Below are 14,743 nucleotides of genomic sequence, written 5' to 3'. Positions count from 1 at the left end.
ACACCTCCTTTTTAACTGTATATACATCCAGTAATGCGAATCATAGCGTACGGCCATACAAAATAAATTAACCATCGGTATTGACGAAAAATCTATACCGATGGTTAACTACATCCATCGCAGTCACTCACGGGGGACTGCAGAGGCCCTCACCGGCCGCCGCTCTTTACACAACTCGACACCCGTCACCCTCAGCGGCACATGAGGGCAGCAGCTGCCTCATGCAGTGAGCTGGGTTCAGGTAACCAAGTGGCGCGCATGCCAATGCGGGGAAGCGCGTAGCCCAGAGAGCGATGGGCGCCTGGATCATTTCGGTTTCACTGGCTGGCCTTGGTGACAGGGCCAGACGGGAAATCAACCGCCCTGGAGGGCAACACGATGAGCTGCACCTGCATCAGCGATGCCGTGAAGCTGGTTACGGACCAGCTTGCTGAGGAGGCGCCAGGGTCCGGGCCTTTCTACATGCGCGCAGAAGGTCACAACCTTTCACTGAACATCGAGACAGGAAAGGCCGAGCGACGATTCTGCGTCGAAGTGACCGGCCATTACATGGCGCCGAAGAAAACCAGCGGCATGAAGCGCGTGAACAAAACGGTGTCGGTGGTCGCGAACTACTGCCCGCTCTGTGGCAAGAAGTGCGCGACAGACGAAGAAGAGACAACCAGCGCTACGTCAGCCTGACGTTAACTGCCCGATCACCTGGTTCCCCATCACCAGGCTGCATCGGTCGTGGCGTTCGCCCTCCCCTGGTCCGGGAGGTAGCGGCAGCGAGCGTCACGACCAATGCAGCCCACCGAGGACTCTTCATGGAAACGATCACTTGCGGCTCATGGATTGGCCAGCTCGGCAAGGCGCTGGCTCCCCGTGAGCTCGAAGCACTGTTGTGGGTGGCCCAAGGCCTCACCACCAAAGAAATCGCCCGCCAGATGGCGGTAAGCCCTGGCACTGTGGCCAACCGCATTGAGGCCGCGCTGTTCAAGCTGGAGGCAGGCCGGCGCATTGAGGCGGTCACCAAGGCCATGCGGCAGCAAATCATCAGCCCGCTGTGCATTGCCCTCGCCGGCCTCATCGCCATGCACGCAGTCATCGACGACAGCGACCCCATGCGCCGCGATCGTCGCGCGCCGGAGCGCCGCACCGCCCAAGTTCGAATCGTTCGCAAGGCCGAAGCCTTCGAATACCACGCCTGACCCTACCGAGGATCATCCCATGCAGACAGCAATGCACCCTGCTTTCGAGCAGAAGCTTGCCGTGCTCGCGGCCCTGCTCGAGCGCAGCAAGTCAGCCAGGACAGAAGCACACGCAAAGGTTGGCCAGTCAGCTCCGCGTTACCAGGCGTCTGGCAAGGGAAAGACCTGGGATGTGGTGGAGATCGCCACCGGCGCCAAGCAGGGCTTCGCCTACAGCTACAAGGCGGCGATGCGCTTTGTCGATGCCTGCGAGGCGGGGGCGGCGAGCAAGACAGGCGCGCGGCAATGAGCAAGCGCAAGCCCCACAACATGCGGGCACGCCTGGAGCGCACCTGCAGGGCGCTGGTATCAGCCAACCACGCGGCCGTGGTGAACATCGACCCGAGCGGCCAGCAGGTGTTGATCAACTGGAAGAACCTCAGGCAAATCTGCGTGCGCCAGGTGGTTGACGCCGTGTGCGACATCCCGCACCGCTGGACGATCTACCTGAGCGTGCTGTGCCGGACGGAGCTGGGCGAGCGATACCACAAGTCGATCGAGGTCGCGCCGCAGGGCAACTACCGGGCCGACCACCTTACCGACGTGATCGAGGCTACCTACACCGAACTGCGGGCCACGGCCAACCCTAATCACCTGGTGGCGGCCGGCTGGATCGCCATCCCCACCGACACAACGCTCGACGAAGCAGAGGCCGCCAAGATCTTTGCCGCTGTCGGCGCCTGGAATCAGAAAGCAGCATGAAACGCATCACCGCGCGCGTCCGGCATGGCCGGCGCCAGCAGCACATCACTTTGCCGCCAAGCGGCATCCATCCCAAGGAGTCGAAGCAATGTCCACCCCAACCAATACTGCCGAGTTCCTCGAAGAGCTGAACGGCGGCGCTTTCGCCAGCCAGGTCGGACACGCCCTGTCTGAAGTCGCCGCCGGCGTGGTGGATCACGGCAAAGCCGGCAAGGTAACCATCACCCTGGACTTCAGCCGTGTCGGTGAATCCAGCCAGGTGAAGATCAAGCACAAGCTTGAGTACAAGGCCCCAACCAAACGCGGCACCCGCAGCGAGAACACCAGCCTGGATACCCCGATGCACGTTGGTTCCGGCGGAAAGCTCTCCCTGTTCCCCGAAAAACACGACCAGCTCTTCAGCCGTGACGAAGCACCTGTACACCCACGCTCGTAACTCACTGCACCTACAAGGAAAAGCGCATGTCCCTCAGCAAAGAAGCTCTCGAACTGATCCAAGAAAACGCCGTCGCTGCAGCTCGCATCACGCTGCCGGCCCTCGGCGAGGTTGCCGTTGTCCCGCAGAACTTCAACGTGGTTGACCTGGAACGCTACCAGGCCGGCCGCAACCGCTTCCGTGGCACCTACGCCACCCACTCGTTGGCTGACTACAGCGCCTACGTTGTCGAGCGGTCGGCGCCAGCAGCGCGCGGCTTCATCGATCAGGACAACATGAGCTGCATCGTGCTGTTCAACATCGGTACCGCCGAAGAGCCAGGCCATGCCGATGACCGTGCCGTGCTGCGCCTCAAGGCTTCCGCTGCATTCGCCGCCGTTCAGGCGGTGTGCGGCCAAAGCCTTGCGCAGAAGGCCATGAGCGACTGGATCGAAGACTGGAACCAGCACCTGTCGGCCACCGATGAGAATGGCCAGACCATGAGCATCGCTAAAGCGATCGCCGCTGTTCGCACCATCACTGTGAAGGCATTTTCCGAGAGCGACCATGCTGTCGGTGAGACCCGCGCCAGCCGCAGCACCATGGACCAGATCGAGGCCAGCAGCAAAGAGACCCTGCCAGCCTGGCTGGACTTCAAAGTCATACCGTTCGAGGGATTGGGCGAGCAGGTGATCCGCCTGCGCGTTTCTGTCATCACCGGCGGTGCGCAACCGGTGCTGAAACTGCGCTGGATCGGCGAGGAAGCCCAGCGCGAGGCCATCGCGCAGGAATTCAAGGCCGTTCTCGACACCAAGGTCGGCAGCGCCGCAAAGCTGTCCTTGGGCACCTTTGACGCCAAGTAACTTGTCGGGCGGCCCCGACACCGGGGCCGTTACCCTGGCATGGAGAAAGCCATGATCGAAGCCACCGAGAAGCAGCTCGGCCTGCTCTGGCACACCTTGGGTCTGTGCGCTGAGCGCTCTGACCGCCGCAGCATCACTCGCAACCACTTCCTCACCAGTCCCGGCTACGACGACTCGAACAACCTTGACGTGCTGGTGGCCGCCGGCCTGATGACCTGCGGCAGGCCACCGGCCTTCTGCTCTCAGGACGAGGTGGTGTATCGCGCCACTGATGAGGGCAAGCAGTTCGCCCTGGACAAGCTGCCACCGCCCCCACCGCCAGCAAAGCGCACCAAGTTCGATGCCTACCTTGACGAGTGCGAGTGTTACGACGGGTTCGCCCACTTCCTCGGAATCAACATGCCGCAGTACCAGCAGCGCGGCGAGTGGGGTGCGCGGGAGTACCGCATGGTTCGTTACCCACGCGGCAGCGTTTACCGGCAGTACCGCCGGCACTACGACTTCGCCCGGTGGTCACCCTACGAAACGCTCGAAGTAGTCGGCGAGTGGGCTCCGACCATGAAGGAAGCCAAGGCAACCTACAAGGCCGCACTCAAGCAGTTCCGCTTTGAAAAGAAGTGCCTCACCAACAGCGTCAGGCACGACTATGCAGGAAATTACCAACAGCGCCTGTCTTGAGATCTTATCTAAACCTGATCCCAATTCGACTATTCGAAACATTTACGCCAGTAAAGTTGCTCCAGTTAATGCCATCGCTGGAAGTCTTGAGTTCGGTGTCGCTAGCCTTGACATGAAAGCCCGCCAGACTCATATCCATTTTCTCTATCACTAAAGATGTAGGTGGCACCAATCGAATACGAAGTGCGATATCGCCTAGACTACGGCGGAAGGTGATTCTGGTCCCTGACACCTCAACATCCCAATTTTCCTCGTATACGCTGAATTCATTATCTTCGATCTTTAGGGTTATCTTCCCATTTTCGCTCGAGAATTGCCCAGACAGGCGAAACGGCTCGCCCTGATTGATAGGCGGGCGGATTGCTAACAGTTCCTTTCCTGATACTTCTACTAGGGTCTCACACCCGATAAAGTTAAGACCCCCAAGAATTACTGTTAACGGCTCAAGCCCGAAGTCAAAAGTTTCAGATGCATATCCCTGCTGCTTACACTTAGGAGAAGAATTAGCTCTTGCTACTGTGTCGGCGGAAAGAGTTCCTCGGGCTCGCTTTTGGTTGCACTGCATGCAAAGCAGAGTCATACCAGCCGGATTATGCTCTTTCGCGTCCGCGAAATTTGGATCGAAATGCTCGTAGTCATAATAAGCCAGACCGCAAATTACACATCCAAACCCACAGCGGGACCGTATTTCCCGACGTATATCCTGTGGTACATAGCGGTCTAGCCCAAACCGATTTTTGTCACCCATTTTCAAACCCATCCAGTCCATGCGGAGTCTTAATGTAGCCCGCGAGGTATCCCCATGCCCACAGAAAACCGATCCAGCAACACAGAGATGGTCAGCGAACTGCTTCCTTGCCCGTTCTGCGGTGAGCAGCCGCAGATCACGAAGCACCATCGCGAAGACATCTACAGCTTCATCCACCGCTGCCAGGTGCTCGGCCCGATCAGCTGGGGCTTCCGTGAAGACCAGCAAGCGCACGTTGAAAAGTGGAATGCCCGAGTCCATCCAACTCCGCAGCCCCGCCCAGAGCCTATAGCCTGGATGGTTGGTACTGCCTTCTGGTGGACCAGAGAAGAGGCAGAGCGGGATTCGGCAGAGGCTGGGCTACCGATTACCGGACTGGGCCCAATGACCGATACCGGCGAGGTTCAGAGGCTGCGAGAGGCCCTGAAGTTCTACGCCGACCGGGACCATTTCGCACAGGACATTGGCAGCGACTGGGGCAACGTAAGCGGCGAGCCAGCAAACGTGCTGTGGCATGACTCCGAGGCTTGGTTCGTTGAAGACGGCTCCATTGCCCGCGCAGCCTTGAGCGCAACACCTGACAGCCTTCAGCTGGCCTGAACAGGCTCCGGATCCACCAGAAACAACGCGCCCTCAATCTCAGCAATTGCGCCAGGTACATGCTCGGGGGCAACCCAGCGCCACGACGCATTGCCTATAAGGCCACCTATGGCCTGACGGCGAAGCTGAATTGGATCAAGCCCCTGTTGCTCTGCCGCAGCAAACACGGCCGCCAGCGCTTGCTCCAAATGCATAACCCTTTCTCTGGTCATGGCTGCTCTCCGGTTGGGACGCTAAGTCTAGTCCCTACCTGAGCAGTCGGAAGCGCAAAACACGAAAGAGTACATTTGTACTCCACCCGATTTTAACCCCTCTCCCCTCTATTCACTGCCGCGATATCGCGGCGAGGAGAAGTGTCGATAGCCATCGGCCAGTCAGTCGTCGTTAGGGCTTTCTGAAGCTGAATCTTTTCCTTCAGCGGCCCTTATATCGGCGAATTTGATCCACTCATCGAAGGCGATTCGGTGGGCTTTGCAGGTCTTTTCCCATTCGACCCCATTCATTCGCCCATAGGCGATCTGGTTCATCGTGGCAGCAATTTGAGCATCGAGCTCTCTGAGAAGCAGATAAGCCTGGTAATGGCTTTCCTTTTCGTTGGGCATATAGCTCACCTCACGGATGGATGACAGAGCTATCAGCTTCAACGGCTCTCCCGGTTGACCTCACCGCCTCCAAGAAATCCCATTTTTCTACCCCAGCGCCGAGAAGTCGGCAGGACAACTTCATGCCTGAAGAAATCAAGCCTCGCCTCGCCCTCTGCCTCCTGCTGCTGGCCACCTTGACCGGTTGCGAACCGGTGACGCCAGAGCAGGCTGCACAGCAGAAGATCAACCGGCCGTTCTACGGAGTAACCGTAGAGCACGACGACGCGCGCGGGGTTACCTGCTGGGTTCCTTCCGACGCGCGAGCCGGCCTCTCCTGCTTGCCTGATTGGATGCTGCGTAGCCCAGACCAGGCCGGCAACGAGCGCCAGCTCTCCCCGCACGAAACCCAACCCGAACCTACACCCGCTCTGGCGCCTAGGCGCTGGATTGTTGAGAGGTATGAGCTGTGAGAAAGATCGACTGGAGCAAGGCGCCAGAATGGGCAGACGGCCACGGCCTGGTCGCCCATCACGGCATTACCGAGGTTTGGATCAACATGGACCAGTACGCCGTGGTTGGCGCCGAGGATCGCGCTTATCCCTATGGCGGCGGCACCGGCGATCACCGACACAACTTCACACGCGGCCAGGTCCAGTACATCACGCCCCGCCCCGGGCAATGGGACGGCACAGGTCTTCCGCCAGTTGGCCAGAAGATCGAAATGAAGCACAAGCACTCCACAGAAGACTGGGCCCGGCCTGGATTCGAGGAAGTGACCATCACCGCAATGGGCGCGCAACTCTTCCTGGTCACCTACCGCGAGGACGGTGAAGAAAACTGCGGCCACCTCAGCGAGTACGAATTTCGGCCGCTCAGCTCTCCAGAGCAGAAAGCCGCTGAAGAGCGTCAGCGGGCTGCGCGACAAATGTGCCTGGATGCTGGGCATGAAGCCCCAACCCCCGGACAGATCAATATGGGCCTGAAGCTCTACGACGCGGGCTACCGCAAGCAGGTGGCGCCATGATCGCCCTCGCCTACATGGCCTACCTGATCTACAAAGGACCGCGACCATGAAGGCACGCATGACCTACTGGAACGGCTTCTGGTGGTGCCGGCGAATGGGCTGTACGGGCCAGGGCGCCACCATGAAAGAAGCGTGGGATGACATGTGGACGCTGTACTTCGAAGCCGTCCGCCCGGCGCGCCCGCAGACCTTCCATTCGCCGCGTGTCCGCTGCGGCTGATCCAAGCCTAATCCCTCCCCCAACTACTCAAGCCCGCCGACATGCGCGGGCGAGGATTTCCTATGTCCGCAATCAACCGATTCCACGAAGTTGCCAACGACGCGCTGGTGATGATCAGCGACCGTCTGCCGCCCGAAGCCAAGCTGACTCTGGTGATCTACACGCCCGGCGAGCCGGAGCAAGACATCGTCTTAAAGGGGCCTGGCGTCGAGGCTGATGAAGTCGTGAACACGATGCGTCGCCGCGGTGGCCTGAGCCTGGATGGCGATACCGGCTACAAGCGCGGCATCTGCGATGTCGCGATCGGAGCAATGGCGCTCGGGAAGCAGAACAGCGGCCCGCCGCCTGCCGATCACTGGGGCCTCGAGTTCTGGGATATCGGTCGCGCCGAAGGTGCATTGCAGGAAGAACTGGTTCAGGCGCTGCGCCTGGTGCGCAAAGAGCTAGATGCCTGCCAGCGAGTGATCCACTACGCCGGAGGCTTCACGCCTGCCTACGTCGACGATGCCCAAGCCGCTATCAAGGTGGCTGACACGGTGCTCGCGAAAGTCCCTGCCTGACCACCAACCTGCCGCCATCGGCGGCGTGGAGACCATCCCATGGAAACCGAGATCCTTTCGGACGAAGAGCTGGTGGCGATCACTGGCTACAAACCCCGGGCGTGGCAGCGCCGCTGGCTCACTGAAAAAGGTTGGCATTTTGTCGAGAGCCGAGGCGGACGGCCACTGGTGGGCCGCCAATACGCCCGCCAGAAGCTCAGCGGCGTGGTGATCGACACCGTGCCAGTCGCCACAGCCCCGCCCCCGGCGCCAACCTGGACCCCTGATTTCTCCCGAGTAAAGTGACATGCGACCCAGAAGTACCGAGAACCGCGACCTGCCGCCGGGCATGTACCGGCGAAAGCGCGCCAGGAAGAATGGCAACACATGGGTCGGCTACTACTATCGCGACCAAACCGGCAAGGAAATCCCACTCGGTACCGACCTGGTGCAGGCCAAGCTGAAGTGGGCCGACTTTGAAGCCAAGGCCACGCCCGCCGAGCTGAAGACGATGAAGGGAATCTTCGACGAGTACGAGCGCAAGATAATCCCGGGCAAGGCCGCCAGGACCCAGAAGGACAACATCTACGAGCTCAAGCAGTTGCGCGCCGTGTTCGACTCAGCGCCTATCGATGCGATCACGCCGGCCATGATTGCCCAGTACCGCGATTCGCGGTCGGCAAAGACCAGGGCAAACAGGGAAATCGCCCTGCTCTCCCATGTTTTCAACACGGCAAGGGAATGGGGGCTCACCACCAGGGACAATCCGTGCCTGGGCGTGAGGAAGAACAAGGAGAAACCGCGCGACTTCTACGCCAACGAAACGGTGTGGCAAGCGGTGTATGAGGCAGCCCCACCGGAGCTGAAGGATGCGATGGACCTGGCGTACCTGACTGGCCAGCGGCCGTCGGACGTGCTGTCCATGCGAAAGGACGATATGGAGGGGATCTACCTGCTGGTCAACCAAGGCAAGACCGGCAAGCGACTGAGGATCGTCTTGGAGGTGGACGGGGTGAAGAACAGCCTGGGCCAATTGCTCGAGCGGATAATGCGCAGGACCAGCGAACACCTGTCGCCATTCTTCATCGTCAATGAGCACGGCAAGCGCATGAGCTGGCCGATGTTGCGCAACCGATGGGCAGATGCCCGAGAGGATGCCAGGGTAAAGGCCGAGGTCGAGAAGAAGCCGGACCTGGCCAATCGAATAGCCCAGTTCCAGTTCCGGGACATCCGGCCGAAGGCGGCGTCGGAGATCAACGACCTGAGCGAAGCCAGCGTCCTGTTGGGACACTCGAAAGAGGGAATCACCGAACGCGTTTACCGCCGCGTCGGCGCCATCGCCAAGCCCTCCAAAGGCTGAAGTTTCGGAACTCCATGCCTTTAGTTTCGGAACTCTTGGCTTTTTGGACTCGCAAAGAAAAACCCCGCAGACATTAATCTGCGGGGCTTTCGAATGGTGGAGGCCGAGGTCGGAATCGAACCGGCGTAGACGGATTTGCAATCCGGAGCATAACCACTTTGCTACTCGGCCTCAAAGTTCGGATCTAGCGGCTTGCGCTGCGCTATCTCCTTGAAACGCTGAACCTTTTTCAAAGTTTGGTGCGTTTCGATGGGCGCCATTATGTCTGCATTCGTTTAACCTTGCAACCCCCTGAACGAAAAAAAATTTCAACGGGTTCAAGGTGTTAGCGTAGGCGGCCGAGTTTACTCCATAACCCCACCACGGTGTTCTCCACCGTGCCGCTGGCAGCCATGCCGATGCGCTCCTGCAGGCTCTTGCGTTCGGCATAGTGCAAGTGGAACAGGTTGGCAGTGCGTGCACGCTCGCTGAGGTATTCGTCGCTGGTCTGCAATTCGTCCACCAGCTTGCGGTTGAGTGCCGCGACGCCCAGCCACACTTCGCCGGTGGCCACTTCGTCGATGTGCAGCTGCGGGCGATACCGGGCGACGAAATCCTTGAACAGCTGATGGGTGATGTCCAGGTCTTCCTGGAACTTCTCCCGCCCCTTCTCGGTGTTCTCGCCAAACACGGTCAGGGTGCGCTTGTACTCACCGGCCGTGAGCACTTCGAAATCGATGTCGTGTTTTTTCAGCAGGCGGTTGACGTTGGGCAATTGCGCCACCACGCCGATGGAGCCCAGCACGGCGAACGGTGCGCTGACAATCTTTTCGCCGATGCAGGCCATCATGTAGCCGCCGCTGGCGGCCACCTTGTCGATGCACACGGTCAACGGGATGCCAGCCTGGCGGATGCGCGCCAGTTGCGAGGCGGCCAGGCCGTAGCTGTGTACCAGGCCTCCCCCGCTTTCCAGGCGCAATACCACTTCGTCATGCGGGGTGGCCAGGGTCAGCAGCGCAGTGATTTCGTTGCGCAGGCTTTCGGTGGCGGAGGCCTTGATGTCACCGTCGAAGTCCAGGACGAAGACCCGGCCCTTTTCCTCGGCCTTGCCTTTCTTCTTCTGCTGCTGTTTTTCCGCCTTGGCCTGCTGCTTGCGCAACGCCTTGAGTTCGGCCTTGTCGAGCAGGCCGGACTCCAGGCGCTCACGCAGGTCCTTGTAGAATTCGTTCAGACGGGTGACCTGCAATTGCCCGCCCGGTTTACGCCGCCCTTTGCCACGCAGCCCGGCGATGGCCGACAGCACCACCAGGATGGCGATGACCAGGGTGGCGGTTTTGGCGAGAAAGCTTGCGTATTCGGCAAGAAACTCCACATTGACTCCTTAAATACCTGCGCCACAACGGCGCGTAACTGTAGCAAGCATACCGTTGCGCCTGAGGTGCTGCCAGCAGGTGCAAACGCTGGCAACATCTTTCAAACAACCTTTTCAAACGCTTGTATGTTTTTTCGTTGACAGCCCGTGTGCCGCATCCTAACCTCGCAGCAACCTCCAACAGGCCGGAACCTTCCGTGGGCAACCTCTACCTGATCCGACATGGCCAAGCCTCCTTCGGCGCCGAAGACTACGACGTCCTCTCGCCGGTGGGCGTGCGCCAAAGCCAGGCCCTCGGCGAACACCTGGCCCAGCTCGGCGTGCGCCTGGACCGCTGCGTGGCAGGCAACCTGCGCCGCCAGCAGGATACCGCGCGCCTGGCACTGGAGGCTCTGCACGCCAGTGGCTGCCCGGTGCCGGCTGTTGAAACCGATGCCGCGTTCAATGAGTTCGATGCCGACGGCGTGATCCGCGCCTTGCTACCCGGGCTGCTGCCGGACGAGCCTGATGCCCTGCACATCCTGCGTAGTGGTGCACAGCATCGCAGCGAGTTCCAGCGCCTGTTCGCACTGATGGTACAGCGCTGGTACGAGGGCGAGCATGCCGACGATGGCCTGGAAACCTGGCAAGCCTTCACTACTCGGGTGCGCGATGGCCTGCACCGCGTACTTGATGGCGCCGCCGGCAGCGAGAATATCGCCATCTTCACCTCGGGCGGCACCATTGCCGCCCTGCTCCACCTGGTTACCCGTATTACCCCCGGCCAGGCGTTCGCGCTGAACTGGCAGATCATCAACACGTCGCTCAGCCAGCTGAAGTTCCGCGGCCGCGACGTGGCACTGGCTTCCTTCAACAGCCAGGCCCATGTGCAGCTGTTGAAGGCGCCGGAGCTTGTCACCTATCGATGAGCCCGGCTTGTTGTGTCCCTGCGGGGACGTGTAAATCACTCTATAAGGAATGCGCCATGACCTCCGTAGCTGATGCCGTCAAAAAGATGCAAGAGAAGTTCAACCCATCCGCTGCCGCCGGCCTGGACCTGGTGTTCGGCTTCAACGTCACCGACGAAGACAAGCACTACGCGCTGATCGTCAAGGACGGCACTTGCGACCTGCAGGAAGGCGAAAACCCGGATGCCAACTGCACGCTGGTGATGGACAGCGAAACCCTCAAGGGTATCGTCAGCGGCGAAACCGACGGCATGCAGGCGTTCATGAGCGGCAAGCTGCGCGTTGAAGGCGACATGATGCTGTCGATGAAGCTCAGCGAGCTGTTCCCGTCCTGAGGGCTGGCGATACCGCCTGATCAGAAACCGAAGCCTGGATGGCTTCGGTTTTTTTTTTGCCCTCGGCAGGCTGCGCTGGCTTTTTTGTAGGAGCGGCCTTGTGTCGCGATGGGGCGCGAAGCGGCCCAGGATTGCGGCGCTGATACAAGATCGCCGGGGCCGCGGTGCGGCCCATCGCGACACAAGGCCGCTCCTACACGGTTGCGCGCCAGGCGAACAGTGCAGCTTCATCAAGGCAGTTGATCAAGCTGCAACACCCTTACCTATTTAGTATCTGGCACGCTTGTTCCAACCTCACCAGCGCATTAGATTAGCCAATAGTCCTTGCGATCGAGAATAAGGAAAACGCATGACGCTCACCGACCAGTCCACCCAGGTACGCCCCGGCGAAGAACTCGATGCAGCCGTCATCGACCCTTACCTCAAGGCCAATATTCCCGGCTTGGACGGCCTGCCGCGCATCACCCAGTTCCCCGGCGGCGCTTCCAACCTCACCTACCTGGTCAGCTACCCGGACCGCGACTTCGTGCTGCGCCGCCCGCCGTTCGGCCAGAAGGCCAAGTCGGCCCACGACATGGGCCGCGAATTTCGTATCCTCAACCAACTGAACAGCGGCTTCCCGTACTGCCCCAAGGCCTATGTGCACTGCACCGACATCAGCCTGATTGGCGGCGAGTTCTACGTCATGGAGCGGGTCAACGGCATCATCCTGCGCTCGGACATCCCGGCCGAACTGGACCTCGATGCCCCGCGCACCGAGGCCCTGTGCAAAAGCTTCATCGACCGCCTGGTGGAGCTGCACCAGGTGGACTACAACGCCTGCGGCCTGGCCGACCTCGGCAAGCCACAAGGCTATGTACAGCGCCAGATCGAAGGCTGGACCAGCCGCTACGAAAAAGCCCTGACCCCGGATGCCCCGCGCTGGGAACAGGTAACCGCCTGGCTGCGCGAAAAGATGCCTGCCGACCACCCGCGCGCGGCCATCGTGCACAACGACTACCGTTTCGACAACGTGATCCTCGATGCCGCCAACCCCATGCGCATCATCGGTGTGCTGGACTGGGAAATGGCCACCCTCGGCGACCCGTTGATGGACCTGGGTAACAGCCTGGCCTACTGGATCGAGGCCGAGGACCCGGCGCCGGTGCAGCTGATGCGCCGCCAACCCAGTAACGCACCGGGCATGCTCAGCCGTCGCCAGTTCGTCGACTACTATGCCGAGCGCGCCGGCATCCGCCTGGACAACTTCGATTTCTACTATTGCTATGGCCTGTTCCGCCTGGCTGGCATCGTCCAGCAGATCTATTACCGCTATTACCACGGCCAGACCCAGGACAAGCGTTTCGCCCAGTTCATCCACATGAACCGCCTGCTGGAGCACATGACCCTGCAGGTCATTGCCAAGTCCAGCCTCTGAGCCAGACCTCGACAACGGATAACAAGGAAAACAGCATGTCCAAGACCCACCTGTTCGACCTCGACGGCAAGATCGCCTTCGTTTCCGGTGCCAGCCGCGGCATTGGCGAGGCGATTGCCCACTTGCTGGCGCAGCAAGGTGCCCATGTGATCGTGTCCAGCCGCAAGCTCGACGGCTGCCAGCAGGTTGCCGAGGCCATCATCGCCGCGGGAGGCAAGGCCACGGCGGTGGCTTGCCACATCGGCGAACTGGAGCAGATCCAGCAGGTGTTCGCCGGTATCCGCGAACAATTCGGTCGGCTGGACATCCTGGTCAACAACGCCGCCACCAACCCGCAATTCTGCAATGTACTGGACACCGACCCGGGCGCATTCCAGAAGACCGTGGACGTCAACATCCGTGGCTACTTCTTCATGTCGGTGGAGGCCGGCAAGCTGATGCGCGAGCAGGGTGGCGGCAGCATCATCAACGTCGCGTCGATCAACGGGGTTTCACCTGGCCTGTTCCAGGGCATCTATTCGGTGACCAAGGCGGCGGTCATCAACATGACCAAGGTCTTCGCCAAGGAATGCGCGCCGTTCGGCATCCGCTGCAACGCGCTGCTGCCGGGCCTGACCGACACCAAGTTCGCCTCGGCACTGGTGAAGAACGACGCTATCCGCAATGCTGCACTGCAGCAGATCCCGCTCAAGCGCGTAGCCGACCCCAAGGAAATGGCCGGCGCCGTGTTGTACCTGGCCAGCGATGCCTCCAGCTATACCACCGGCACGGCGCTCAATGTCGATGGCGGGTATCTGTCCTGATCAGGCTTTGATTGCCATCAGCGTATAGCTCAGTGGCAGGCGCGCAGGCCGGTCACGCAAGCGCCACTCGCCATCGTTACCCTTGGCCATCTGCCCCGGCAACGCCTCCCACGGAATGCTCTGGTGCTCGACCAGAGCAGTCAGTTGCATGCCCTGGCCGAGCAAGGCGCTGATGACTTCGCCCAGGCCGTGGTTCCATTCGTGGGTTTCGCAGTGGGTAAGGCGCTGCTCGGTGTCGACGTAGGTCTGCTCGCTATGCCAGACCGTCGGCGCTTGCTGCTCGAAGTAGGGGTATTCCAGCTGCAGGCGGTCCTGATGGTCTTCATTGACCGCCATCAGCACCGGGTGACCGTCACGCAGGAACAGGCGCCCGCCCGGTTTCAGCAACGCAGCGACGGTACGCGCCCATGGCTCGATGCGCGGCAGCCAGCAGAGCGCACCTATGCCGGTGTAGACCAGATCGAAGGTGCCGGCCGGCAACACCTCGCTGGCAGCGTAGACGTCAGCCTCGACATACCTGATTGGTGCAGCACAGCGCTCGGCCAAAGCCCGCGCCTCGGCCAGCGATGCCGCCGAATAGTCCAGGCCACAGACCTTGGCGCCGAGGCGCGCCAGCGACAGGGTATCGGTGCCAATGTGGCACTGCAGGTGGACGGTATCAAGCCCGTTGATGTCGCCGAGCAATGGCAGGTCAAAGCGCACGGTATCGGACAGGTGGTCGTGATGCTGGACAAACCGTTCGACTTGGTAGTCCTTCGAGGCGGCGTGCAGCGGCGCGCGTTCGTCCCAGCTGGCGCGGTTGAGTTGCAGTGAGCGGTCCATGCTGTTTTCCCTGAGTGGCAGGCGCTCATGCTAGCCTCCACCAGGCTCACGGCGACAGGACCGCCTTGCGAAAAATTGTAAAGCCAACGCGGCCCTGTGGCAGCTT

General features: G+C 60.7%; 23 protein-coding genes and 1 tRNA gene. 18 read left to right on the top strand and 6 right to left on the bottom strand.

What is annotated here, in order from left to right; genetic code table 11:
• Positions 1–378: 378 nt before the first annotated feature.
• The 7 genes from JKP78_RS23460 (at position 379) to JKP78_RS23430 (ending at position 3,887) form a co-directional block, all read left to right on the top strand.
• Complete coding sequence (locus JKP78_RS23460) at positions 379–681, top strand: hypothetical protein (protein ID WP_135002537.1); 303 nt, start codon at positions 379–381, stop codon at positions 679–681.
• Positions 682–806: 125 nt separating this feature from the next.
• Positions 807–1,190, top strand: coding sequence for a response regulator transcription factor (locus JKP78_RS23455; RefSeq protein ID WP_186617585.1), 384 nt, complete (start codon positions 807–809; stop codon positions 1,188–1,190).
• Positions 1,191–1,209: 19 nt separating this feature from the next.
• Complete coding sequence (locus JKP78_RS23450) at positions 1,210–1,479, top strand: hypothetical protein (protein WP_200627789.1); 270 nt, start codon at positions 1,210–1,212, stop codon at positions 1,477–1,479.
• On the top strand, positions 1,476–1,931 hold the full coding sequence (locus JKP78_RS23445; RefSeq protein ID WP_200627788.1) for a hypothetical protein: 456 nt from the start codon (positions 1,476–1,478) through the stop codon (positions 1,929–1,931). The genes JKP78_RS23450 and JKP78_RS23445 overlap by 4 nt, the downstream gene beginning before the upstream one ends.
• 88 nt (positions 1,932–2,019) lie before the next feature.
• Entirely contained in the window at positions 2,020–2,367 is a 348-nt protein-coding gene (locus JKP78_RS23440; RefSeq protein WP_200627787.1) for a hypothetical protein, read from the top strand.
• A 26-nt stretch (positions 2,368–2,393) separates the two neighbouring features.
• On the top strand, positions 2,394–3,209 hold the full coding sequence (locus JKP78_RS23435) for a DUF2303 family protein (protein ID WP_200627786.1): 816 nt from the start codon (positions 2,394–2,396) through the stop codon (positions 3,207–3,209).
• Positions 3,210–3,260: 51 nt separating this feature from the next.
• Complete coding sequence (locus tag JKP78_RS23430; protein WP_234454692.1) at positions 3,261–3,887, top strand: hypothetical protein; 627 nt, start codon at positions 3,261–3,263, stop codon at positions 3,885–3,887.
• Between the two features lie 4 nt (positions 3,888–3,891).
• On the opposite strand, the gene JKP78_RS23425 is transcribed toward JKP78_RS23430, so the two are convergent.
• A complete protein-coding gene (locus JKP78_RS23425; protein ID WP_234454691.1) occupies positions 3,892–4,656 on the bottom strand; it encodes a hypothetical protein in 765 nt (254 codons plus the stop codon).
• 33 nt (positions 4,657–4,689) lie between these two features.
• On the opposite strand from JKP78_RS23425, the gene JKP78_RS23420 reads away from it, so the two are divergent.
• The gene (locus JKP78_RS23420) at positions 4,690–5,235 is read left to right on the top strand and encodes a Lar family restriction alleviation protein (RefSeq protein ID WP_200627784.1); all 546 of its coding nucleotides are present in this window, start codon (positions 4,690–4,692) and stop codon (positions 5,233–5,235) included.
• Here the strand turns inward: JKP78_RS23420 and JKP78_RS23415 are convergent.
• Positions 5,223–5,447, bottom strand: a complete 225-nt coding sequence (locus JKP78_RS23415) for a hypothetical protein (RefSeq protein WP_200627783.1) — start codon at positions 5,445–5,447, stop codon at positions 5,223–5,225. The genes JKP78_RS23420 and JKP78_RS23415 overlap by 13 nt on opposite strands.
• A 162-nt stretch (positions 5,448–5,609) precedes the next feature.
• Entirely contained in the window at positions 5,610–5,837 is a 228-nt protein-coding gene (locus JKP78_RS23410; RefSeq protein WP_200627780.1) for a hypothetical protein, read from the bottom strand.
• Positions 5,838–5,959: 122 nt separating this feature from the next.
• On the opposite strand from JKP78_RS23410, the gene JKP78_RS23405 reads away from it, so the two are divergent.
• From JKP78_RS23405 to JKP78_RS23380, 6 genes are all read left to right on the top strand, one after another.
• Complete coding sequence (locus JKP78_RS23405) at positions 5,960–6,289, top strand: hypothetical protein (RefSeq protein ID WP_200627779.1); 330 nt, start codon at positions 5,960–5,962, stop codon at positions 6,287–6,289.
• Positions 6,286–6,843 (top strand): hypothetical protein, encoded by a 558-nt coding sequence (locus JKP78_RS23400; RefSeq protein WP_200627777.1) that lies wholly within the window; start codon positions 6,286–6,288, stop codon positions 6,841–6,843. The genes JKP78_RS23405 and JKP78_RS23400 overlap by 4 nt, the downstream gene beginning before the upstream one ends.
• 46 nt (positions 6,844–6,889) lie before the next feature.
• Positions 6,890–7,063 carry a hypothetical protein gene (locus tag JKP78_RS23395; protein ID WP_200627775.1) on the top strand — a complete coding sequence of 58 codons (174 nt, stop codon included), beginning with the start codon at positions 6,890–6,892 and terminating at the stop codon, positions 7,061–7,063.
• Positions 7,064–7,125: 62 nt separating this feature from the next.
• A complete protein-coding gene (locus tag JKP78_RS23390; protein ID WP_200627773.1) occupies positions 7,126–7,623 on the top strand; it encodes a hypothetical protein in 498 nt (165 codons plus the stop codon).
• Between the two features lie 39 nt (positions 7,624–7,662).
• Positions 7,663–7,908 carry a DUF4224 domain-containing protein gene (locus tag JKP78_RS23385; protein ID WP_200627771.1) on the top strand — a complete coding sequence of 82 codons (246 nt, stop codon included), beginning with the start codon at positions 7,663–7,665 and terminating at the stop codon, positions 7,906–7,908.
• 1 nt (position 7,909) lies between these two features.
• Positions 7,910–8,962 (top strand): site-specific integrase, encoded by a 1,053-nt coding sequence (locus JKP78_RS23380; RefSeq protein WP_200627770.1) that lies wholly within the window; start codon positions 7,910–7,912, stop codon positions 8,960–8,962.
• 97 nt (positions 8,963–9,059) lie between these two features.
• On the opposite strand, the gene JKP78_RS23375 is transcribed toward JKP78_RS23380, so the two are convergent.
• Both JKP78_RS23375 and sohB read right to left on the bottom strand, forming a co-directional pair.
• A tRNA-Cys gene (locus tag JKP78_RS23375) sits at positions 9,060–9,133 on the bottom strand.
• 154 nt (positions 9,134–9,287) lie between these two features.
• Positions 9,288–10,313, bottom strand: coding sequence for a protease SohB (gene sohB, locus JKP78_RS23370; RefSeq protein ID WP_170030454.1), 1,026 nt, complete (start codon positions 10,311–10,313; stop codon positions 9,288–9,290).
• A gap of 197 nt (positions 10,314–10,510) precedes the next feature.
• On the opposite strand from sohB, the gene JKP78_RS23365 reads away from it, so the two are divergent.
• The 4 genes from JKP78_RS23365 to JKP78_RS23350 all read left to right on the top strand — a co-directional run bounded on the left by JKP78_RS23365 (position 10,511) and on the right by JKP78_RS23350 (position 13,815).
• Positions 10,511–11,221 carry a histidine phosphatase family protein gene (locus JKP78_RS23365; RefSeq protein ID WP_200627769.1) on the top strand — a complete coding sequence of 237 codons (711 nt, stop codon included), beginning with the start codon at positions 10,511–10,513 and terminating at the stop codon, positions 11,219–11,221.
• Between the two features lie 56 nt (positions 11,222–11,277).
• Positions 11,278–11,595 carry an SCP2 sterol-binding domain-containing protein gene (locus JKP78_RS23360; RefSeq protein ID WP_200627768.1) on the top strand — a complete coding sequence of 106 codons (318 nt, stop codon included), beginning with the start codon at positions 11,278–11,280 and terminating at the stop codon, positions 11,593–11,595.
• Positions 11,596–11,944: 349 nt separating this feature from the next.
• A complete protein-coding gene (locus JKP78_RS23355) occupies positions 11,945–13,012 on the top strand; it encodes a phosphotransferase family protein (RefSeq protein WP_186687055.1) in 1,068 nt (355 codons plus the stop codon).
• Positions 13,013–13,047: 35 nt separating this feature from the next.
• Entirely contained in the window at positions 13,048–13,815 is a 768-nt protein-coding gene (locus JKP78_RS23350; protein ID WP_186687053.1) for an SDR family oxidoreductase, read from the top strand.
• Here the strand turns inward: JKP78_RS23350 and JKP78_RS23345 are convergent, their stop codons facing one another.
• Positions 13,816–14,637: a class I SAM-dependent methyltransferase gene (locus tag JKP78_RS23345; protein WP_186687051.1), complete on the bottom strand. Its 822-nt coding sequence runs from the start codon at positions 14,635–14,637 to the stop codon at positions 13,816–13,818.
• Between the last annotated feature and the right edge of the window lie 106 nt (positions 14,638–14,743).

The organism is Pseudomonas sp. LAM2023 (genome assembly GCF_016620375.1).
Classification (GTDB): domain Bacteria; phylum Pseudomonadota; class Gammaproteobacteria; order Pseudomonadales; family Pseudomonadaceae; genus Aquipseudomonas; species Aquipseudomonas anuradhapurensis.
Note: the sequence above shows the minus strand (reverse complement) of the source record. Positions and strands in the feature narration are given on the sequence as shown.